19 protein-coding genes are annotated in these 20,652 nt (G+C 42.6%); 5 read left to right on the top strand and 14 right to left on the bottom strand.

Annotated elements, in window-relative coordinates; genetic code table 11:
* Positions 1-376: 376 nt before the first annotated feature.
* From I6L24_RS00640 to acnD, 8 genes are all read right to left on the bottom strand, one after another.
* Positions 377-1,042: a pseudouridine synthase gene (locus tag I6L24_RS00640; RefSeq protein WP_005252715.1), complete on the bottom strand. Its 666-nt coding sequence runs from the start codon at positions 1,040-1,042 to the stop codon at positions 377-379.
* An 84-nt stretch (positions 1,043-1,126) separates the two neighbouring features.
* On the bottom strand, positions 1,127-1,840 hold the full coding sequence (locus tag I6L24_RS00645) for an SIMPL domain-containing protein (RefSeq protein ID WP_004281732.1): 714 nt from the start codon (positions 1,838-1,840) through the stop codon (positions 1,127-1,129).
* A gap of 122 nt (positions 1,841-1,962) precedes the next feature.
* Positions 1,963-2,211, bottom strand: coding sequence for a DUF6868 family protein (locus I6L24_RS00650; RefSeq protein WP_004281731.1), 249 nt, complete (start codon positions 2,209-2,211; stop codon positions 1,963-1,965).
* A 529-nt stretch (positions 2,212-2,740) separates the two neighbouring features.
* The gene (locus tag I6L24_RS00655) at positions 2,741-3,004 is read right to left on the bottom strand and encodes a hypothetical protein (RefSeq protein WP_004281730.1); all 264 of its coding nucleotides are present in this window, start codon (positions 3,002-3,004) and stop codon (positions 2,741-2,743) included.
* A gap of 113 nt (positions 3,005-3,117) precedes the next feature.
* Entirely contained in the window at positions 3,118-3,339 is a 222-nt protein-coding gene (locus I6L24_RS00660) for a hypothetical protein (protein ID WP_004281729.1), read from the bottom strand.
* A 164-nt stretch (positions 3,340-3,503) separates the two neighbouring features.
* Positions 3,504-3,647 carry a zinc ribbon-containing protein gene (locus I6L24_RS00665; protein ID WP_004645925.1) on the bottom strand — a complete coding sequence of 48 codons (144 nt, stop codon included), beginning with the start codon at positions 3,645-3,647 and terminating at the stop codon, positions 3,504-3,506.
* Positions 3,648-4,009: 362 nt separating this feature from the next.
* Positions 4,010-5,139, bottom strand: a protein-coding gene (locus tag I6L24_RS00670) for an IS3-like element ISAcsp5 family transposase (RefSeq protein WP_155857500.1) whose coding sequence is annotated in 2 segments (ribosomal slippage) — positions 4,010-4,887 and positions 4,887-5,139 — 1,131 coding nt in all. Because the reading frame shifts where the segments join, the coding sequence is not laid out codon by codon here.
* Positions 5,140-5,443: 304 nt separating this feature from the next.
* Complete coding sequence (acnD, locus tag I6L24_RS00675; protein WP_004281727.1) at positions 5,444-8,062, bottom strand: Fe/S-dependent 2-methylisocitrate dehydratase AcnD; 2,619 nt, start codon at positions 8,060-8,062, stop codon at positions 5,444-5,446.
* A 514-nt stretch (positions 8,063-8,576) separates the two neighbouring features.
* Here acnD and I6L24_RS00680 point away from each other — a divergent pair.
* Positions 8,577-10,709 (top strand): multicopper oxidase family protein, encoded by a 2,133-nt coding sequence (locus I6L24_RS00680; protein WP_005252718.1) that lies wholly within the window; start codon positions 8,577-8,579, stop codon positions 10,707-10,709.
* Between the two features lie 114 nt (positions 10,710-10,823).
* Positions 10,824-11,549, top strand: coding sequence for a CAF17-like 4Fe-4S cluster assembly/insertion protein YgfZ (gene ygfZ / locus I6L24_RS00685; protein WP_004281725.1), 726 nt, complete (start codon positions 10,824-10,826; stop codon positions 11,547-11,549).
* A 51-nt stretch (positions 11,550-11,600) separates the two neighbouring features.
* Here the strand turns inward: ygfZ and I6L24_RS00690 are convergent, their stop codons facing one another.
* Positions 11,601-11,846: a hypothetical protein gene (locus I6L24_RS00690; protein ID WP_004645929.1), complete on the bottom strand. Its 246-nt coding sequence runs from the start codon at positions 11,844-11,846 to the stop codon at positions 11,601-11,603.
* A 263-nt stretch (positions 11,847-12,109) separates the two neighbouring features.
* Here I6L24_RS00690 and I6L24_RS00695 point away from each other — a divergent pair, with 263 nt between their 5' ends.
* A complete protein-coding gene (locus tag I6L24_RS00695; RefSeq protein WP_085064227.1) occupies positions 12,110-12,907 on the top strand; it encodes a tetratricopeptide repeat protein in 798 nt (265 codons plus the stop codon).
* A gap of 83 nt (positions 12,908-12,990) precedes the next feature.
* On the opposite strand, the gene I6L24_RS00700 is transcribed toward I6L24_RS00695, so the two are convergent.
* The 3 genes from I6L24_RS00700 to I6L24_RS00710 all read right to left on the bottom strand — a co-directional run bounded on the left by I6L24_RS00700 (position 12,991) and on the right by I6L24_RS00710 (position 16,448).
* A complete protein-coding gene (locus tag I6L24_RS00700) occupies positions 12,991-13,917 on the bottom strand; it encodes an AEC family transporter (protein ID WP_004281722.1) in 927 nt (308 codons plus the stop codon).
* Positions 13,918-13,977: 60 nt separating this feature from the next.
* Positions 13,978-15,087: an NADH:flavin oxidoreductase/NADH oxidase gene (locus I6L24_RS00705; RefSeq protein ID WP_216986271.1), complete on the bottom strand. Its 1,110-nt coding sequence runs from the start codon at positions 15,085-15,087 to the stop codon at positions 13,978-13,980.
* A gap of 92 nt (positions 15,088-15,179) precedes the next feature.
* Positions 15,180-16,448 (bottom strand): carbohydrate porin, encoded by a 1,269-nt coding sequence (locus I6L24_RS00710; RefSeq protein WP_005252726.1) that lies wholly within the window; start codon positions 16,446-16,448, stop codon positions 15,180-15,182.
* Positions 16,449-16,847: 399 nt separating this feature from the next.
* Here I6L24_RS00710 and mutM point away from each other — a divergent pair, with 399 nt between their 5' ends.
* The gene (gene mutM / locus I6L24_RS00715; RefSeq protein WP_005104147.1) at positions 16,848-17,708 is read left to right on the top strand and encodes a bifunctional DNA-formamidopyrimidine glycosylase/DNA-(apurinic or apyrimidinic site) lyase; all 861 of its coding nucleotides are present in this window, start codon (positions 16,848-16,850) and stop codon (positions 17,706-17,708) included.
* Positions 17,705-17,989 (top strand): peptidylprolyl isomerase, encoded by a 285-nt coding sequence (locus I6L24_RS00720; protein ID WP_004281718.1) that lies wholly within the window; start codon positions 17,705-17,707, stop codon positions 17,987-17,989. Before mutM ends, I6L24_RS00720 begins: the two co-directional genes overlap by 4 nt.
* Before the next feature lie 104 nt (positions 17,990-18,093).
* Here I6L24_RS00720 and mscL read toward each other — a convergent pair whose 3' ends face one another.
* Both mscL and typA read right to left on the bottom strand, forming a co-directional pair.
* The gene (mscL, locus tag I6L24_RS00725; protein WP_005252728.1) at positions 18,094-18,531 is read right to left on the bottom strand and encodes a large conductance mechanosensitive channel protein MscL; all 438 of its coding nucleotides are present in this window, start codon (positions 18,529-18,531) and stop codon (positions 18,094-18,096) included.
* Between the two features lie 177 nt (positions 18,532-18,708).
* Complete coding sequence (gene typA / locus I6L24_RS00730) at positions 18,709-20,547, bottom strand: translational GTPase TypA (RefSeq protein WP_004281716.1); 1,839 nt, start codon at positions 20,545-20,547, stop codon at positions 18,709-18,711.
* Positions 20,548-20,652: the final 105 nt, after the last annotated feature.

Raw genomic sequence — 20,652 nt, forward strand, 5'->3', positions numbered from 1 at the left:
ACAACTTACGATATTTTTTATATCAAAGGATATAATTTGAAAGTTTAAAAATAATGAAAGGAAAATTAAAAAACCATAAAAATAAAGGCATCAGGCCTATAGTGGGAGATAAAAGAATAAAAATTCTCTAGGCTCATCATCAAGAGATAAACCGAACATTAAAAATTTATGTGCGGTAGTGACAACCGATCAGGCAATGGATCAGTAGAAAATTTCATTTGAACATGCTTGTAAAGCTACTCATCTCCAAGCTACTATCGAAATAAATTCTCACACTTTTTATTCGGGTTGCCCAGTTTAAGGGCTTGAACCTCATTATATTTATGAGCTTAAAAAGCATGTGTCCGGTTGAATCTAACTATTAAGCAGAATCAAATTAGAACGGTATGGCTGCCTTAATTTCGACCGGGACACCACTCAAAGGCTGGGTAAAAGCCAGATAACTGGCATGCAAGGCCATACGATTTAAAGGACTGCGCTGGGGTTCAGGATGATAAATTTTGTCGCCAGTAATGGGATGACCAATATGCAGCATATGGACGCGAAGCTGGTGGGAACGGCCGGTAATGGGGGTCAGTAACACCCGACTAATGTCTTGCTGAGGTAGATATTCTAATGCCTGATACAGGGTTTTGGCAGCCTTGCCCAGTTCAAAATGCACCATCTGACGCGGACGGTTTTCCCAGTCGGTAATCAAAGGCACTTCGACGCTGCCCTCACCTTCGAGTTTGCCTTGTACCAGCGCGACATAATTTTTAAGTACCGTGCGTGCCTGAAACATTTTACTCACCGCCACTTCTGCATCGCGGTGTTTGGCAAACATCAAAATACCTGAAGTGGCCATATCCAGACGATGGGTAATTTTGGCCTGCGGATATTTATCCAGCACACGTAAATAGGCACTGTCATGATGCTCAGGTAAACGCCCTGGAACTGACAATAATCCGGCCGGCTTTTCAATCACCACCAGATCATCGTCTTCATAAACAATATGCAGCGGTTCTTGCGGTGGACAATAGACAAAGTCGTTATTGATGGGCATTTTAAGGGTACAGCATCTGGAACAATGCGCGCAAAATAACAAGCGGCTTCTAGGCTGTCAATTACCGTGCTTGACCAGCTCAGCTTAATCTGCCAGATAATAATCGACCGTCGAGACTACACGCACTTTCTTCAAATACGGGGTATTGCTGTCGCGATCTTCAATACTAAACAGCCCCTGATTGGCGGACTTGATTTTGCCCAGACTGCTTTTTGAATCTGCCGCAAATTTTTCGGCTACACTGCGCGCATTTTCGGTGGCCTGTTCAATCATCGCCGGCTTGATGTCATTCAGCTTGGTAAATAAATATTCCGTTCTTTGTCCAGAATCATCTCCGGCAAAGGCAATGCCTTTTCGACCCAAAGCCACCAGACGACTTTGTGCCGCACGCACTGCATCTATTTTATGGGTATAGACTGTAATGGTCTGGCTGGCGGTGTAACGTAGCGCGACATTGGCATCCCCGCCATATTGCTGGGCGTATTTATCGGTGATACTCGGTGAAGCACTGGTAATTTCTTCCGTGCTAAATCCTTCATTTTTTAAGAAGGTCTGAATTTCCTGGGTATTGGTTTGCATGGTATCGTACAATTCGGCCAAATCCTGACTGCCGGCATTAAAGCGGATTGGCCATACCGCCACATCGGCTTTGACTTCGCGTTCCGACAAGCCTTTGACCGAAACTATACGTTCATACTGTTTAATTTTCAGCGCGCTATTGCCCAGAATCCATCCTGTAATAATCATTCCCAAGCCGATCAAGGCGCCTAAAATCAGGGCCGGTTTGAATTGATTCATCCTTCAACTCCTTTGAAATCTTTTTTCGTTCTTATTGATCCTGCCACGCTATCAAGTAGCGATAAAATGATACTAATTCAATCTTATTTTTATCACTCGAAGATTCAATCACAACATCGTACTTAACCTTGATTTATCAGATAGATTGCAATTAACGGCGTCAGGTTAAACAGCAGAATCCCAATTTTATAGAGCGCCATCCCTGAATAATGAATCACATCGAAACTGGTATCTGACAGCTGAAACCATTTTCCATGCACCTGTTTCATCCAGTTTCGGGCAAAGACAAAGACCACGAACCAGATCATGAGAATGACATAATTGATCAGTGTGCAAAACAGTAAAAAGCGACACCAGATATCGAGATTCATGAGGATTCCCCTAAGGGGCAGCTGATGTTTTAAAATAACAGATCATGTTGAGAAATGAAGGGCTTATTTGTATCTTGCGCAGCTAGATATTTTTCTTAAATTTATGATTTATATTTATTTTAATTTTTTATTCTGCGTATATTACTAGAGAATTTTTTAGGGTGTTGGGAAAACTCGCAATGGTTTACTTCAACTATCATTCTTTGTAAGACCTGATCTTATAGCCTATAAACTTTTGGTCTATAGCGTCCTAAGCCGGATCGAGACCTTTTGGGTTCGTACTGCACTCGCGTTTTGCGCCGCTCACAGCATGCTACTCTTTCCGATCCCATCACACCCTTGAAAGCTATATTAGGCAAAGATGGACGGGATTAATTTCCTATGTTTTTTTAATTTCGATTAAATCTGAAAATTTATTTCACTATTAACCCCAATATAGAGAAATAAATTCCATTTCTTATTTTTTACGCTTTTTTATTCGCCAAAATGAGACTTTATTGCAATTTATATTCAGGAAATAATTACTATTTTATTGAAAGAATGTTCCCTGAATCCATTGCGCACTAAACCACCAGGCACTGATCGCTGACATCCCGCACAGAAGATTGGCCAAGACCTTGTTGAGCCTGGTCAGTTCAGAACTATAAATTTTCAGATTAAGCAGATAAGCGATCACAGCGTAAAACGAGCCAATCGCGCCCCCAAAAAGAATCAGGATCAGCGGCCATGCAGAATAGAAATGGGCTTTTTTATCTAATTTTCCTGATTCTGGCGCGTGCTGTTGAATATCCATAGGTGATAGCCCTCTTTTTAATATATGCACTTGCACTATTTCTAGGCAGATATTTATCCTTTAGAAAATATTTGCCTTCTAGGACTTTCACTGAAGCAAGAAGCAGACCAGTTTTAACGTACAAAAAGCTGTCGGGTATGATGATTGATATAGGCATTTAGCCCATCCCCATATTGAGCGAGCTGTTTCATGTTTTCGACATGCTGATAACTGGCACTGCTATAGCTATAGGTATAAACTTTCGAGGTTTTTTTGAATTGAACGCGAATAAACTCGTTACCAATCTCGTAATTGGCAACACCTGAGTCGTGATTAAGATCAAGATAATGTTGCAATTGAGCTGCCCTAAATACTTTGAATCTAGAGTTTTAGATGGGGTTTTATTGATTATTTTTCAATCAATCTTAAACTATAAATAGGGATGTTTAAATAGCAAAAAGCCCTATCGAGTAATAGGGCTTTCATTCAAAACAGAGGGTAACTGTTTGAGTTGTTTTGCTTAGGCATTCTTATTGTTAAATTGATTGCCTTGGCATTTGGTACACGGTGGTAAACGATCAGTACCAATTTCTAAGTAGGTGCGGTGTCCGCATTGAACACAAAAATAGAAGCCTGTTCCGGGTTTTTCGCCAGCAGTAACCATCTTTGTTCTCCATGGTTTTAGAAATGGTCTGACTAGTATAACCCTCTGGTAATGAATGTCTATTGTCCATTTTTGTAAATGATAGTGTCGTTTGGGCAAAGTAGTATTTCTAATTATTATTTAGTAACTTATTAATTAAGTGATAATTTATTATTTTTTTCAAGTTAACTAGTTTAATAACATTGAGATAAGTGATGCATAAGGCCAAGTATAGCGCAGTGCGTTAATACAAAATTATCACCATAGCCATATGAAATTTTATATTCCCTTAAAGTTATAGACGTCTTTAATCTAATGTGGTTCCGTTAATTAGACCACTCAATTCAGTTTTATAAGTGATAAATCCGCTCTAAATATTTAAATTATGCTGCCATTACTTTTAGTAAATGTTGATCATAAAATTCATCCGGTGTTGCCTTATTCAAACTTGAATGAGGACGTATCATGTTATAAAAATCCAAATATTCAGCAATTGATTGTTTCGCTTGTTTAACCGTATCGTAAGCCTTCAAATAGACTTCCTCATGCTTCACGCTGCGCCATAAACGCTCAATCATCACATTATCCATCCATCGTCCTTTCCCATCCATACTGATACGGATATTTCGCAATTTTAACTCATTCAAAAATGCCTCGCTTGTGAATTGACTGCCTTGGTCTGTATTAAACACCTCTGGACAACCATATTTCACAATTGCTTCTTGCAACGCATCTATGCAAAAGTCTGTTTCCATACTGATCGATACTCGATGAGCCAGTACTTTACGACTATGCCAATCTATAATTGCACACAGATAGACAAAGCCTTTAGCCATAGGAATGTACGTGATATCTGTACACCAGACTTGATTAGAGTGATCGATGACCATGTTTTTCAACAGATATGGGAAAATACGGTGTGCAAGATTAGGCTTACTGGTATTGGGTTTTGGATACAAGGCATGTATTCCCATCAAGCGCATTAAACGTCGGACTTTACGCCGACCTATTTGATGTCCTTGACGCTGTAGCATATCTCGTATCATTCGACTGCCCATAAATGGGTAGTCGAGATGAATTTCATCGATTAGACGCATCAAACTCAAATCAGTTGATGAAATCTCTTTGGGCTTGTAATACAACGTACTGCGATTGATTTGAATCAATTGCGATTGTTGTCGTACCGAAAGTTGATGGGTCTTATCGATCATTTTTTGCCGCTCAGCTGCCCTATTTTTCTGAGCGCACCTTCTAAAAAATCAATTTGCAATGCCTGATGTCCTATCTTGGCATGTAGAGCTTTGAGGTCAATCTCTGGTTCTTGTTGTGCTGTTGGTCGTGAAAAAATATTGACTGATTGCTCAAGCAGTTGATTTTTCCAATCGATGATTTGGTTTTGATGTAAATCGAATTGAGTAGAAAGTTCAGCGAGTGTGTGGTCGCCTTTAATTGCTGCGAGAGCAACTTTAACTTTAAACTCTGCTGAATGATTACGACGTTTTCTTCGTGTCATGGTTGACTCCAAAAACAAGCATTTCCCATGCTTATTGGGGAGTAGATTATCACTTATAGGCGTGGTCTAAAATCCTAGAACCACATCAAATCATTGAGGAAGCTCAATTGCTTAAGTTTAAAAAGAAAAGTACCTGTTTGTATTTTCTTGATAAAGACATTAATGCTCTAAATAAAAACCCCACTTCACAGTAGGGTCTTTTTTAAACAATATCAACAACTTTAATCCACTCCAACCCTCCTTAAAAAAGTAGGGAGTTCCCCTCTTTTTCAAAGAGGGGCTAGGGGTGATTAAAAAAAAAAGATTAAGCCACATTTCCTTCCAAGAAATCCTGTGCAAAGCGCTGTAATACCCCACCCGCTTCATACACATGTACTTCTTCTTCAGTATCCAGACGACAAGTGACTGGAACTTCAATAATCTGGTTCTTACCATCATCGGTTGAACGCTCAATCACTAAAGTTAAAGTCGAACGTGGCGCAATATTACCAATCACGCTATACAGCTCTGTACCATCAAGACCTAAAGTCTTACGATCTGTACCCGGCTTAAACTCAAGCGGCAACACGCCCATACCGACCAGATTGGTACGATGAATACGCTCAAAACCTTCAGCGACAATTGCTTCTACACCTGCCAGACGTACACCTTTCGCTGCCCAGTCACGACTCGAACCCTGACCATAATCCTTACCAGCAATAATAATCAACGGCTGTTTACGGTTCATGTAGATTTCAATCGCTTCCCACATCCGCATTACTTCGCCTTCAGGTTCCACACGCGCTTTCGAACCCTGCTTGATCGTGCCGTCTGAACGCACTACCATCTCATTAAACAGTTTCGGGTTGGCAAAAGTCGCACGTTGCGTCGTGAGGTGATCACCGCGATGCGTTGCATAAGAGTTAAAGTCTTCCTCAGGCACGCCCATTTTTTTCAGGTATTCACCTGAAGCACTGTCAAGCACAATGGCATTCGATGGTGACAAATGGTCGGTGGTGATGTTATCGCCCAAGATCGCCAGCGGACGCATATTCGATAATGTACGCGGTGCAGCCAAAGCCCCTTCCCAATACGGCGGACGACGGATATAGGTACTTTGTGGACGCCAGTCATACAGCGGACTTGTTGCTTTTTCATTCACACCCAAGTCGAACATCGGAATATAGATTTTTTTGAATTGTTCTGGTTTTACAGCAACTTTCACCAGCGCATCAATTTCTTCATCCGATGGCCAGATATCTTTCAGATAAATCGGATTGCCGTCTTTATCGTTTCCTAAAGCATCTTTTTCGATGTCAAAACGAATCGTACCGGCAATCGCATAAGCCACCACTAAAGGCGGTGAAGCCAAGAATGCCTGCTTCGCATAAGGATGGATACGTCCATCGAAGTTACGGTTGCCCGAAAGCACCGCTGTTGCATACAGGTCACGGTCGATAATTTCTTGCTGAATTTTTGGATCGAGTGCACCCGACATCCCATTACAGGTCGTGCATGCATAGGCCACGATACCAAAGCCCAATTTTTCTAAATCTTTAAGTACGCCTGCTTCTTCCAAATATAAAGCAGCCGCTTTAGAACCCGGTGCAAAAGAAGATTTTACCCAAGGCTTACGGACCAAGCCCAATTCATTGGCCTTACGCGCCAGCAAACCGGCTGCCACCGTATTACGTGGGTTTGAGGTATTGGTACAAGAGGTAATCGCCGCGATAATCACCGCGCCATCTGGCATTAAGCCTTCTGCTTCTTGTGCGCGAGCAGCATCTAGATTACCGGCAATACCTTTTTCTTTCAGGTCAGAGGTTGATACACGTGCATGCGGATTCGATGGGCCAGCGATATTACGTGTCACAGTCGATAAATCGAAATGCAGCACACGTGGATATTCCGCTTGGGTCATATCCGATGCCCAAAGCCCGATCTCTTTGGCATAAGTTTCGACCAGTTTGACTTGCTCAGGCTCACGACCGGTCAAGGTCAGATAATCAATGGTGTTCTGGTCGATATAGAACATCGCAGCCGTTGCGCCATACTCAGGCGTCATGTTGGAAATCGTGGCGCGATCACCCACCGACATGCTGTCAGCACCTTCACCAAAGAATTCTAAATATGCGCCAACCACACGCTCTTTACGCAGGAATTCAGTTAATGCCAAGACGATATCCGTTGCGGTAATACCCGGCTTGCGCTGACCTACCAATTCCACACCAATGATATCAGGCAGACGCATCCAAGACGCACGACCAAGCATCACATTTTCAGCTTCAAGACCGCCCACACCAATTGAAATCACACCTAAAGCATCTGTATGTGGCGTATGTGAATCTGTACCGACACAGGTGTCCGGGAATGCCAGACCATCACGGTTTTGAATCACCGGAGACATTTTCTCCAGATTGATCTGGTGCATGATGCCATTGCCCGCAGGAATTACATCAACATTTTCAAACGCGGTTTTAGTCCATTCAATAAAATGGAAACGGTCTTCGTTACGACGGTCTTCAATGGCACGGTTTTTCTCAAAGGCATCCGGATCAAAACCACCAAACTCAACCGCCAGTGAATGGTCGACAATCAATTGAGTTGGAACTACCGGATTGACTTTAGACGGGTCACCGCCCTGTTCTGCAATCGCATCACGTAAACCGGCAAGGTCGACCAGTGCCGTTTGCCCCAAGATGTCATGACACACTACACGTGCCGGATACCAGGGAAAATCATGTTCCTGTTTACGCTCAATCAGCTGGCGTAAAGACTGTTCCAGAATGGCAGGATCACAACGACGCACCAACTGCTCTGCCAGGACTTTGGAAGTATAAGGAAGTTTGGCATATGCGCCTGGCTGAATATCTTCTACGGCCTGTCGCACGTCATAATATTCCAGCTGGGTGGATTGCAGCGGTTTACGGTAGTTGTTGTTCATAAGCTTGCCTGCCCTCGTTTATCTCTATTTTTATTCATCAATAGATATTGATGAGTTACTTTTGTAATAGCAGCATTGTACGCTGCACAAATAGCATTTCCCAAATTTTATATTTTTCAAATACTTAATTATAAAAATCGGTATTTTCGCAAGAATTTGTTACATAGACTTTAGAATTTTTGCTTTAAAGCGGTCTTTTGCTAAAAAAATCTGAATAATTCGCCTCATTCTTTAGTCTTATGTTGCAAAATATTTCTCTAAATTTTTATTTTATTATTAATATAAACCACTAATATCATTAATAAATAATTAATTTTATTTGCATTTTTCTAAAGATAAAAAAATATAGTCTCCCTGGTTTTCCTAGGCCTGTCCTGCCGCCGCATTTAGCAAAATTTCAATCCCCTAATTTGGGATAGCAGATTTTCCAAAACTATCAGAAGCTCAGTGTGACGCATATCACATTATTCGTAATCCTCACATTAAAACAATAACCATAACAGGCAGAACTGAAATGTTGAAAATCGCAATATTCGGAGCTATAGCCGCCATTTTGACGCTCTTAGCTCGCGGTTGGGATGGAACAAAAAATCCATCGCCGCCGTCAAATCCCCCTAACCCGTCCCAACCCTCTCATCCCTCACACCCCACACCTCCACCCAAGCCATTACATCCCGTTCCGACAACATCAGACAGCTTGATTAGCAACCCACCCCTGTTACCGAAAAGTGCCAAAGGCAAATATGAGCTGATCGTGGCCTATAAGACTAACAAGCTCTATAACCCCAGAAACGGCTTATGGGATCAGGTGCTGCTGAGAGGCTATTTAACCAAACCCAGTTTATTTGATAAGAAAAAAACTGGTGAATATGTTGAGGATCAATTGGTCGGGCCACAGATTCGGGTCAAACAGGGTGAAACCATGGCGCTTAACCTGAATAACCAGCTTCCACCCGAGTCAGAAACAACCTGTCCAACTCATGTCGAGAATGTAAATGAACCACACTGCTTTAATACCACCAACCTGCATACCCATGGCTTCTGGGTCAGTCCTCAAGGCAATAGTGATAATGTTTTCCTGAAATTCAAACCTCAGGAAAAATTTGATTATGAGTTCAAAATGGAACCGAATCATCCTGCAGGGACTTACTGGTATCATGCCCATCTGCATGGCTCAACTGCTCTTCAGGTGTCGAATGGCATGGCAGGCCCATTGATTATTGAAGGCTCAAGAACACCAAAAGTCAAAAATGGCAAAGTCACTTCAACTGGAGATATGGATATTCTATGGAAAGAAAAAAACAGTTACCCCAACGAAAACATCCTGTTGTTCCAGCAAATCCAATATCGCTGTAGCAATCCCGATCCTAATGTCACATTTGCTGTTCCCAATAACTGTGAAGGTGAAGGTGTAGGCATGCTAGAAAATTATAATGACCTGTCTATTGGCGGCTTCTGGACCAACCAGAATTACTACACGTCTATCAACGGTAAAATTGTGGGAGAAATGAAGGTTGAACAGAATGTATTTAACCGCTGGCGCATGATTCATGGCGGTGTACGCGATACTATTGGTTTAATCATTAAGGAAATTCCTGACTCCAGTAAGTTTACTGCAGAGCAAACCATTAAAGCCTGTTCAGCCTATCAGGAGGCAGACAAGAAAGCTGAATTTGAGAAGCTGAATAGCCTGAATGTGCATACCATCGCGCAAGATGGCTTAACCATGAATCATGTACAGACCAGAACCCTGTCCATGTTCCATCCTGGTTATCGTCATGATGCAATGGTTGCCTTTCCGACCACCAATAGATACTGCCTTTTTGACACCAAATTGAATATCGATGATGAAATTAACGCGCCATTACCCAATGTAGGTCCTCAAATTGCTCCAAATCACCGCCTCAATGCCCAACTGCTTGGATGGGTCAATGTCAAAGCAGCCAAGACCAAAGCTCAGACTGCTGCACAGTTCCTGAAAGATCGGGCACAAAAAATTGGTTTAAGCAAAGACATCCAGACCCAGTTATCTCAGCTTAATCTTTCTGCGTTTAGTGATCATCCATCACTGATGACGCCGGAAATTGATAAAATAGTTGCTGCCCGACCAAAACAATATAGTGCTTTTTCGCTCGGCCCCGACCCTAGAACTGGCATATTTAAATTTGGCTTCCGACATAAAAAAGATGGAGATACACTGAGTTTTGGAGATTTCTTTGATGGAGATGGTTCAGTAGATGGCGAATATGTCCGTCAGTTACAAGTTGGACAGACTGATGAATGGGAACTGACCAGCGCTGGTTTTGGTGGTCATCCGTTCCATATTCATGTTAACCCGTTCCAGATTGTTAAAATTTTGAATCCTCAAGGTAAGGATGTCAGTGAGGCAGTAGCCCCAGAAGATCCGGTAAATCCAGTTCTGGATGATGTGCAATACCGTGGCATGAAAGGACAGTTTAAGGACACACTTTTTGTAAAACAAAACTATACCTATATTGTCCGCAGCCATTACAAGAAATTTGAAGGTGACTTCGTACAACATTGTCATATCCTTGACCATGAAGATCAGGGCATGATGGAAACCGTACGAGTCTGTGGAGGCAAATTCCCTTGTGATTCACCATTACCGGCTAGCCATCACCACTAAAGATCCGCTCACTAAAAGCCAATGATTTCGATTGTTGGCTTTTTTGTTTGCCTCTATTTGATGCTTGCTGCACAATAACTGCATTGATTTATAGTATTCAAACCGGGGCTTATTATGGCAGCGTCTCCTGCTTTTACATTGTTTAGTCTGAATGGTGTAGATGCACAAAAATTCCTTCAAGGTCAGGTGACTTTGAATACTGAAACTTTGGCGGAAAACCAGACACGCTATACTGCGATCTGCAGTCTGAAAGGACGCATTCAATTTGGCTTGTGGCTTAAAAAAATCAGTCCGGAAAGTTTTGAAATCGTCAGCACTGAAGATCAGGCTACGGAACTGACCAATCATATTAAAAAATTTGGTGCCTTTTCAAAAATGAAACTGGAACTGGTCGGTCCAGTTTATCCAGTCATCAATGGCATTCATACTGACTTTGTGGCGACTGAAACCGATGTGACGATGTGGGAACAGCAAGCCATTGAATCAGGTCAGGCCTGGATTCAGGCTGCCACTGCAACCCTGTTTCAACCACAAGAATTACGTTTGCATCAACGCGAAGGCATTCACTACGACAAGGGTTGCTATCTGGGTCAGGAAGTGATTGCGCGTTTATGGTTTAAAGCCAAGCCAAAACACTGGTTACATCTGGTTCAAGGCACAGGTGCCGCGCCTGATGTTGCGACCAAACTGAATAATGATGTTGAAATCGTCAATAGCATCGCGATTGAAAATGGTTATAAAGCGCTAGTCGTGGCAAAACCTGAAGCATTGGCTGAGCTAGGTCTCGAAGTTCTGGAGCTTCCTGAAGCTTTGAGCGGTGATGTAACGCGTCCGCAATAATCACTGCATAACTCATAAAAAAGCCAAGATAAAATTCTTGGCTTTTTTATTTTAGAAGCCATGAAACAGCTTGTTCATGTCTTTTACCACATAATCTTTAAAATGATAGGCCCGCGCATGTTTGGCATCAAACTTTGCCGTGAGTTCACCTTTTTGAAAGACATATACTCGGTCTTCCTGACTCATCAAAAACTCTGCACCAAGTTTCATCAGCAGCGCATCAATCTTGTCTTCATCGGCAATCGATTCATCAGCATTGATTCTGTCATAGTGACGTTTAATGGTTTTGACAAACATGGTTAAATCCTGGGAGTCTGATTCAAACCGAGATTTAATCAGAGAAGTCGGCTGAAGCAAAGTAATCCTTTTGATATCTGCAGGATTGATCAGAAACCTGTGCAAATCATGCATCGATTTAATCGGTATATTGTGCTTCGATGATTTGTATTTAGTGACAAATTGTATATTTACAAAGCACAAAATCCTTTTATGATGTAAGTGAAAATGATTAAAACGGCACCAAGGAATAAGGTGCCAGCAATAATAAGGTTATAGGAACCATGAAAAAATTAGTACTCGCTACAGTTCTTGCCCTTTCTGCGCAATTCGCTCTGGCAAATACCGTAAAAGATCAAGTCGATCCCCAATTCCAAAAAGTTGAGGCCATGGTCAAAGCCAATAATTTTAAAGGTGCCTATGACGCTTTGAATCAATTGGCCAGTCAGGGAAATGCCCAAGCTTTATATAACTTAGGCTATTTGACCCAAACCGGCCAAGGTACAACCAAGGACGAGAAAAAAGCCATTCAGCTTTACGAGCAGGCAGCCAGCAAAGGCTATCCGGTGGCCAATTATGTACTGGGTAAAAACTATGCAGCCGGCACACTCGGCCTCAAACAGGATTTGGCCAAAGCCAAACAGCATCTGGAACGCGCTTCAGCAGCCAAATTTGATGATGCCAGCATTGATCTGGCCATACTGCTATTTTCTGAAAATACGACAGCGTCAAATAAAGCCGGACTACAAAAGCTGCAACCGCTGATCAGCAAAGGCAATATGCAGGCCATTCATGCCAAAGCCTTATATGACATCAGCAGCGGTTTCAAAAACAAAGATGAAAAACCGATTCAGCAAGGCCTAAGCAGCATTCAGGAACTCGCCAAAAAAGGTTATATTCCGGCGCTGATGGCAGTAGGTAATATGTTTGCCAATGGCAGTATTGTTCCGCAAAATCTGCCAGAAGCTAAGAAAATCTTTGCTGCATTGGCGCAGCAAAATGTTCCGCAGGCCAAAGAGTCTTTGGCAGCGGTAGACAAAATGCTGGCTGAGCAGAAAAAAGCGCATGCGAAGAAAAGTTAAGTTAATTCCACAAAATTAAAATATAAAAAGCCCCATGCAATTTGGGGCTTTTTTTAGTAGCAGAGCATCCATCTGCTAAAAGATTATCCCCACCACAAGGCAATTAAGCCACTGGTCACGATAAAACCGACAATAGTACTCATCAACAATGGCGTTAAGGTTCGATCATTCAAACCATACGCCTGTCCCAGCATGCCAAAAATCGTCGGCATCGGCAAAGCTGCAATTAGCGTACCAGCATGGACCATTTCCTGACTTAAATCAGTTAACTGGCTCAGTCCCAGATACATCAATAACGGCATCATGATATTGCTGGAAAATACCAGATAGAAACTTTGCAGGTTGACATATTTCAGACTCATTCCCACGATCCCACCTCCAATGGCAAACAAGGCCAATGGTGAGGCCGTCTGACCAATCAAGGCAAAGACCTGATCGAGATAGACTGGAATTTTAATCTGGAAAACTGCACAGGCCATGCCCAGCATCACTCCCATAAATAAGGGATTCTTTAGCAAGGTCAGTAGCACACTTTTCAAAATGGCGCCAAGGTTCGCCTGATGTTGTGTGCCCAGCGCAGCCATGACCAGCACCAGCGGAATCAGCAACACGCTTTCAATGATGACCACCAGAGAGGTATAGGTCATCGCCTGTTGTCCGATCAATAAGCTAAGCACAGCTGTACCAATCAGCCCGGTATTTGACATTGCAGCACCCAGCGACAAGACTGCACTTTGCGAATGCGTATTCTGAAAATGACGGCGCATGATCCAGAAACCGCTACCATAGAGCAGTAAGGTCACGCTGCTATACACGGCAAAGTATTCAAAATACCAGATTTCATGCAGGTCTTTGGAGGCAAGGGACTGAAAGAACAGCAAGGGCAAGGCTACTTTAATCACAAAGGCACCGACCGTCCCCACCTGTTCTTTGTTTAACACTTGACTCTTTACAGTCAGATAACCCAGCGCCAACAATAAAAATATGGGCACAATGACCGCAAAAATCATAATGCAGTATCCTCTTGCCAGTGATATTCCATTATAAGAATTTCTGAGACTAAAGCAGTGTTAAAAAGGCTCAAACAGGTGATTCAAACCATGGGGTGCAGAGCGCAGATATTGCGGTGAAATCTTGATTTTTTCCTCAAGTGCTGCCGCTGCATGCCAAGGCCAATGGGGATCATAAAGAATGGCACGAGCCAGTGCGATAGCGTCGGCTTGGCCCTTTTGTAAAATATCTTCTGCCTGCTTAGCTTCAGTAATCAAACCGACGGCAATCACGTGAATATTCACGACTTTCTTGATCGCATCTGCAAAAGGCACCTGATAATTCGGCTTCACATCAATGTTCTGTTTGGCATGTAAACCGGCACTAGAAATATGAATATAGGCAGCACCCGCAGCTTCCAGTGCTTTGGACAATTCAATTGAAGAGTGAATGGTCCAGCTATCTGGCTGATCCATCCAGTCGCTGGCCGAAATACGCACTCCAATCGGATAACCGTCTGGAACCGCCGCCTTCATGGCTTGTAATACTTCCAGAGTCAGGCGCATCCGGTTCTCCAGTGAACCGCCATACTGATCATCACGTTTATTGGAAAGTGGTGACATGAACTGATGCAGTAAATAACCATGCGCTGCATGCAGCTCAATCAGGTCAAAACCAGCCTCAACTGCACGTTTGGCACTTTCTGCAAAGTCAGCAATGACCTGCTCAATTTCCAACTGGCTTAATGCCTTAGGTGGATGTTCATCGGCCTGAAAAGGAATATCACTGGCAGAAACAGTTTGCCAGCCATGTGCTTCATTCGGCTTAAACTGACCTTTACCTGCCCATGGTTTATCTGTGGAAGCTTTACGTCCGGCATGTGCGAGCTGAATGGCAAAAGGCATCGGGGAGATGGATTTGACTTTTTCTAGTAAAGTCTTGATCTGCTTTGCCTGTTCGTCATTCCATAACCCCAGATCGGCATAACTGATCCGGCCTTCTGGCTGTACCGCAGTCGCTTCGACGATACATAAACCTGCACCCGATAAGGCATAGTTAGCCCATTGCTGCTCGTGCCAATAGGTAATTTCCCCCTGCTCTGTTGCAGAGTACTGACACATCGGCGCAATTACGATTTTATTTTGAAGTTGCAGTGATCCAAATTGAATAGGTTGAAATAGTAATGCCACGCTGTATTTCCTCTTTTTATTGCACAGTTTCACTCTAGAAATAAAAACAGGCTCCCAAGAGCCTGTTTAGTTATAACGTGAACGATCAAACTTTAGAAGATGATTCGTGTAGTCAAACCGAGTACCAGTGCATCATCCACATTGTTGCTTGAACCTGGATTAATGACATATTGCAGGTTTGGACGCAGCATCAGCCACTTTGTTGTGTTATAGCTATAGTTCAGTTCAATATTGTATTCTGCATCAGCATTGAAAGCTGGCCGTGAATCAGCAAAGCGATCATTCACATGCACACGGTTGACCGCCAGACCTAAAATGTCGTTCGGTTGACTGTCCGCAAGACCGATATATTTCACACCGATTTGTTGTGAATTATCCACTTTATTGGTATCGCGGTCATGCCAGGTAAAGTTGGCAAATGAATGCAAACCCTGACGGCCCTGACCTGTAGACGTTAACTGTTGCTCTACAGCTAACCAGCCGGCAAAGGTACGGTTTTTGGCATCAGTAGGATTGGCAATATCCTTTTGGTTGGCAACATCATCGGCAGTATTGTACATCCCGCCGACACGGTAGCTGCCCGGCAAGCCATTCACCAATGATTTCGGCGTCCAGATTACTTCTGCCGGAATCGTCACGCCATCGGCATGGTCGGTATCCAGACTCCAGCCCTGACCTTCTTTAGCGCCATTACCATTATCTGGATTAAACTCATACACACCGACTTGTACTGCAAGTTCAGGATTGAGTTGCTGCTTCACGCGCGCACCCCATTGTGCTACAGGCGTATTCATCCAGATATTGCCCTGCCATTTTCCCATTTGCGCTGCACAAAATGCAGTACTGGCAAAATCACAAGCCATGACATTAAAGTCCATGCCCAGACCAAGACGACCCGCCTTAATACTGAGTCCCTGCTCTTTATAATTCTTTTCAATAGACAGCTCGCTCAGACGGCTATCCTGATTACCACGTCCGAAAGTACCTTGTACATTGGCCAGTTGCGGTGCACTAGGATCCTGCAAGTCACGGACAGAGGTACTTTGACCCTGACGTGCACTCATCACGGCACGTACGGTGACGCCATTCCATCCTGCCAGCTTTTCCATGTCCAGTTGAGTACCTAGCCATAATTGGGCAGAAGTTAATGGATCTGCGCCCTCATTACGACCACCATCAGCAAGATAGGCGGTATCGGTTAACAGATTGGCTTCAAATTTAATTCCCTGTTGGGCCAGTTCTGTACGTTGACCATTCCAGTCACCCAGTAAATATTGACCTTGTGGATCAAATGCAGATTCCGCTTGAGCGGTTGTCATGGCAGCCATTAAAGGCAATAGAGCTAGACCTAAATATTTCATGTAAAACCTAAACATTCGGAGAGAAAAACAAGCAAGGTTTTTAAATTGCTATTAGGTGCATGAATTTACATAACTTTTCATACAAATTCCCAGCATTTTTTTTATTACTCATTAAACTTTTAGTTATGTCTTAAACATAAAAATATAATTTTTATTTAAAAAATCTTAAATTATTTATATATTTTTCATCAGCTTATAATGTATTGATAATTTCCATTCGATTTACTTCTAAGAAAATTCGCTATAAAAACATAGAAACCCAGTTTATTCTTTAAGCAATTACAGCTTAAATAAATATGAAATACCCAGTCATTTTCCAGCGATTTCACCCAGATTAACGCTTGCAATCCCAGCCAATTCACCCAATATTAGCTGCATCTCCCTCGCCACTGATGTGTTATGCCTGAATTACCAGAAGTTGAAACCACCAAAACCAGTTTATTGCCTTTATTAGAGCAACGCGTAAAACGTGTTGAAGTACGTCAGTCAAGTTTGCGCTGGCCTATTCCGGAGAATATAGAAAAGCTGGTGGGGCAAAAATTACTGAAGCTCACTCGCCGTTCTAAATATATTCTGGCGGAGTTTGAACACGACACCATGCTCTGGCATTTAGGCATGTCGGGGAGTTTCCGTCTATGCGAGAGCAATGAAGAATTACGCAAACATGACCATCTAATCATTCAGTTTGAAGATATCGAACTGCGTTATCATGATCCTCGCCGTTTTGGCTGCATTCTTTGGCTGGATGCACAATCACAAAGCAAATTGATCGATACGCTGGGGCCAGAGCCCTTAAGCGAGAACTTTAATGCCAAGTATTTATTTGAAAAATTGAAGAATAAAAATGTTGGCACCAAAGTTGCAATTATGGATAACCATGTGGTGGTGGGCGTAGGCAATATTTATGCGACTGAAAGTCTGTTTAATCTGGGGATTCATCCGGCGCAACCGGCCTCGACTTTAAGCTTGATGCAGATTGAAAAGTTAGTGCTGGAAATTAAGCGCATTTTGAAACAGGCAATTGATCTGGGTGGTTCAACCTTAAGAGACTACACCAATGCCATGGGCGAAAATGGCTATTTTCAGCAAACCCTGCTAGCTTATGGCCGTGCCGGTGAAATGTGTGTGAACTGCGAGACCACGCTTGAAAATATTAAATTGGGGCAACGGGCTTCAGTTTTTTGTCCTGAATGCCAACCTTTGAAAAAGATCCATCTCCCTGTCAAAAAAGTGTCAACTGTACGAGGGAAAAAGTCATGAAAACAGCCATTGTGCGTCATATTCTGGTTAAAGATAAAGAAACCGCTGAGCAGCTTAAAAAGAAGATTTTAAGTGGTGCCGACTTTAATAAAATCGCAAAACAGTATTCAACCTGTAATTCTGCCAAACGTGGCGGTGAGCTAGGTGAAGTGAAGAAAGGCCAACTGGTTCCAGTGATTGATAAACTGGTATTTACTGCCGCTGAACGTGTATTACATGGCCCGGTTAAAAGCCAGTTTGGTTTTCATTTGGTCGAAATTAAGTTTCGGATGGATTTTTAAGCAATATTCCGCAAGGGGATGGAGGTTATTTTATTCTTAAAGAAATAGTTTCACCTCCCCCTAACCCTCTCCTAAAAGGAGAGAGAAAATTTTGATACACTGAATTATGCTTGTGGACGCTTTTTCAATTCATCACGAATTTCACGCAGTAATTCAATATCGGCTGGGGTAGTCGGAGTTTCCTCGACTGGGCCTTCTTGTTTACGTAAACGGTTCATGAACTTCACCAATAAAAATACGACCCAAGCCAAGATTAAGAAATTAATTAAAATCGTTAAAAAGTTACCGTAAGTCAGTACATTCACACCCGCCTTAGTCAAAGCATCCAGAGATTGTAAATTGTCTGGGTTTCTTCCCAAGATAAAGAATTTTTGCGTAAAATCGACGCCACCACCGGTGATCACGGTAATTAGAGGCATAATGATGTCTTTCACCAATGAATCGATGATCTTGCTAAAAGCACCACCGATAATGACACCAATCGCCAGATCCATCATGTTGCCTTTGATCGCAAACTCTTTAAATTCTTGAATAATGCTCATAACTGCTCCCATATGTTATTTTCAAGTTTTGGGTCAAATTATACCTGAATAAATACTTTTAATTTTGACTTAGTTTAATGCGTTTTAGTAAATTATGATTTAAGCATAACGTAAATATAAAAAAACCGTAATCTTCGAAAAGATTACGGTTTTTGAAAACCCGAAATAATCTAGCGATTATTTACCTGAACGGTTACGTTTACGTTCGTTTTCAGTCAAGAAACGCTTACGGATACGGATTGACTTAGGTGTTACTTCTACTAGTTCATCATCTTCAATAAACTCAAGCGCTTGCTCAAGCGTATATTCAATCGCAGGAACCAGCGTTAACGCATCGTCAGTACCAGAAGCACGTACGTTCGTTAACTGTTTTGCTTTAGTCGGGTTAACTGTCATGTCGTCTGAACGAGAGTTAATACCGATGATCATACCTTCATAAACTTCTAACTGTGGTTTCGCGAATAGACGACCACGGTCTTGAAGTGTGAACAGTGCATAGCCCAGGCAAGTACCTTGAACCATAGAAATCAGTACACCGTTTTGACGTTTCGCAACAGTACCTTGCTTCATTGGACCGTAGTGCGAGAAGCTAGACGTCATGATCCCTGTACCAGAAGTCATGGTCAGGAATTCAGAACGGAAACCAATCAGACCGCGTGAAGGAACAGTTGCCTCAATACGGATACGGCCTTTACCGTCAACTTCCATATTGGTCATTTCGCCTTTACGATGACCCATTTGTTCCATTACAGCGCCTTGGTGCTGTTCTTCAACGTCAAAAGTAACGTTTTCGTATGGCTCTTGTTTTTCACCATCAATTTCTTTAATGATTACTTGTGGACGAGATACGCCCATTTCGAAACCTTCACGACGCATGTTTTCAATCAGAACTGAAAGGTGAAGTTCACCACGACCAGATACTTTGAAACGGTCTGGACTATCAGTATCTTCAACACGTAATGCTACGTTGTGAATCAATTCGCGGTCTAGACGTTCACGGATATTACGTGAAGTTACGAACTTACCTTCTTTACCAGCAAACGGTGAGTTGTTTACCTGGAATGTCATCGATACTGTAGGTTCATCTACAGACAATGGAGGTAAAGCTTCAACATTTTTCGGATCACAGATGGTGTCAGAAATGTTGAGTGCATCGATACCCGTTACACAAACGATATCGCCTGCAGAAGCTTCTTCAACGTCAACGCGATCTAGACCATGATAACCCATGATTTTTAAGATACGGCCGTTACGTGTTTTGCCATCTTTATCGATTACAGTTACTTGTGTGTTTAATTTCACTGAACCACGCTGGATGCGACCAATACCGATAACGCCTACGAAGCTGTTATAGTCAAGTGAAGATACTTGCATTTGGAATGGACCATCAACGTCAACCGCTGGTGGTTCAACGATGTCTACGATCGTTTGGAACAACGGAGTCATATCTTCAGCAAGTTCTTCTGGAGAAGGACCAGCCACACCACGAAGGCCTGAAGCATAAACAACTGGGAAGTCTAACTGTTCGTCAGAAGCACCTAAGTTGTCGAACAAATCGAATACTTGGTCAATTACCCAGTCTGGACGCGCGCTTGGCTTGTCCACTTTGTTAATAATCACAATTGGTTTCAAACCACGTGCGAACGCTTTTTGCGTTACGAAACGAGTTTGTGGCATCGGGCCTTCTTGTGAGTCTACAAGAAGAAGTACGCAGTCAACCATCGACATTACACGTTCAACTTCACCACCGAAGTCGGCGTGTCCCGGGGTGTCCACGATGTTAATGCGGTATTCAGTATTGGTACGTTCATCTAACCATTTGATTGCAGTGTTTTTTGCAAGAATGGTAATACCACGTTCGCTTTCAATAGCGCCAGAATCCATGACACGCTCGATCTCACCCGCGCGATCACCGAGAGCACCTGATTGTTGCAAAAGTTTGTCTACAAGAGTGGTTTTACCATGATCGACGTGCGCAATAATGGCGATGTTACGGAGAGTTTTAATATCTGACATGTAAATTCAATGCGTATGTAATTTGAGGGCAAATTATACAGAAAAATACAAAACTTTTATAGTCACTGTAACCACACTCCTCAACTTTTTTTGCCCAGTTGGGGC

Source organism: Acinetobacter lwoffii (genome assembly GCF_019048525.1).
GTDB lineage: Bacteria > Pseudomonadota > Gammaproteobacteria > Pseudomonadales > Moraxellaceae > Acinetobacter > Acinetobacter lwoffii_K.

Coding starts and splice junctions, on each gene's coding strand:
- I6L24_RS00655 (WP_004281730.1), bottom strand. CDS start 3,004: ATGGATATTCAACAGCACGCGCCAGAATCAGGAAAATTAGATAAAAAA.
- I6L24_RS00710 (WP_005252726.1), bottom strand. CDS start 16,448: ATGAAATATTTAGGTCTAGCTCTATTGCCTTTAATGGCTGCCATGACA.
- ygfZ (WP_004281725.1), top strand. CDS start 10,824: ATGGCAGCGTCTCCTGCTTTTACATTGTTTAGTCTGAATGGTGTAGAT.
- I6L24_RS00680 (WP_005252718.1), top strand. CDS start 8,577: ATGTTGAAAATCGCAATATTCGGAGCTATAGCCGCCATTTTGACGCTC.
- typA (WP_004281716.1), bottom strand. CDS start 20,547: ATGTCAGATATTAAAACTCTCCGTAACATCGCCATTATTGCGCACGTC.
- mutM (WP_005104147.1), top strand. CDS start 16,848: ATGCCTGAATTACCAGAAGTTGAAACCACCAAAACCAGTTTATTGCCT.
- I6L24_RS00665 (WP_004645925.1), bottom strand. CDS start 3,647: ATGGTTACTGCTGGCGAAAAACCCGGAACAGGCTTCTATTTTTGTGTT.
- I6L24_RS00650 (WP_004281731.1), bottom strand. CDS start 2,211: ATGAATCTCGATATCTGGTGTCGCTTTTTACTGTTTTGCACACTGATC.
- acnD (WP_004281727.1), bottom strand. CDS start 8,062: ATGAACAACAACTACCGTAAACCGCTGCAATCCACCCAGCTGGAATAT.
- I6L24_RS00720 (WP_004281718.1), top strand. CDS start 17,705: ATGAAAACAGCCATTGTGCGTCATATTCTGGTTAAAGATAAAGAAACC.
- I6L24_RS00695 (WP_085064227.1), top strand. CDS start 12,110: ATGAAAAAATTAGTACTCGCTACAGTTCTTGCCCTTTCTGCGCAATTC.
- I6L24_RS00645 (WP_004281732.1), bottom strand. CDS start 1,840: ATGAATCAATTCAAACCGGCCCTGATTTTAGGCGCCTTGATCGGCTTG.
- I6L24_RS00640 (WP_005252715.1), bottom strand. CDS start 1,042: ATGCCCATCAATAACGACTTTGTCTATTGTCCACCGCAAGAACCGCTG.
- I6L24_RS00690 (WP_004645929.1), bottom strand. CDS start 11,846: ATGTTTGTCAAAACCATTAAACGTCACTATGACAGAATCAATGCTGAT.
- I6L24_RS00700 (WP_004281722.1), bottom strand. CDS start 13,917: ATGATTTTTGCGGTCATTGTGCCCATATTTTTATTGTTGGCGCTGGGT.
- mscL (WP_005252728.1), bottom strand. CDS start 18,531: ATGAGCATTATTCAAGAATTTAAAGAGTTTGCGATCAAAGGCAACATG.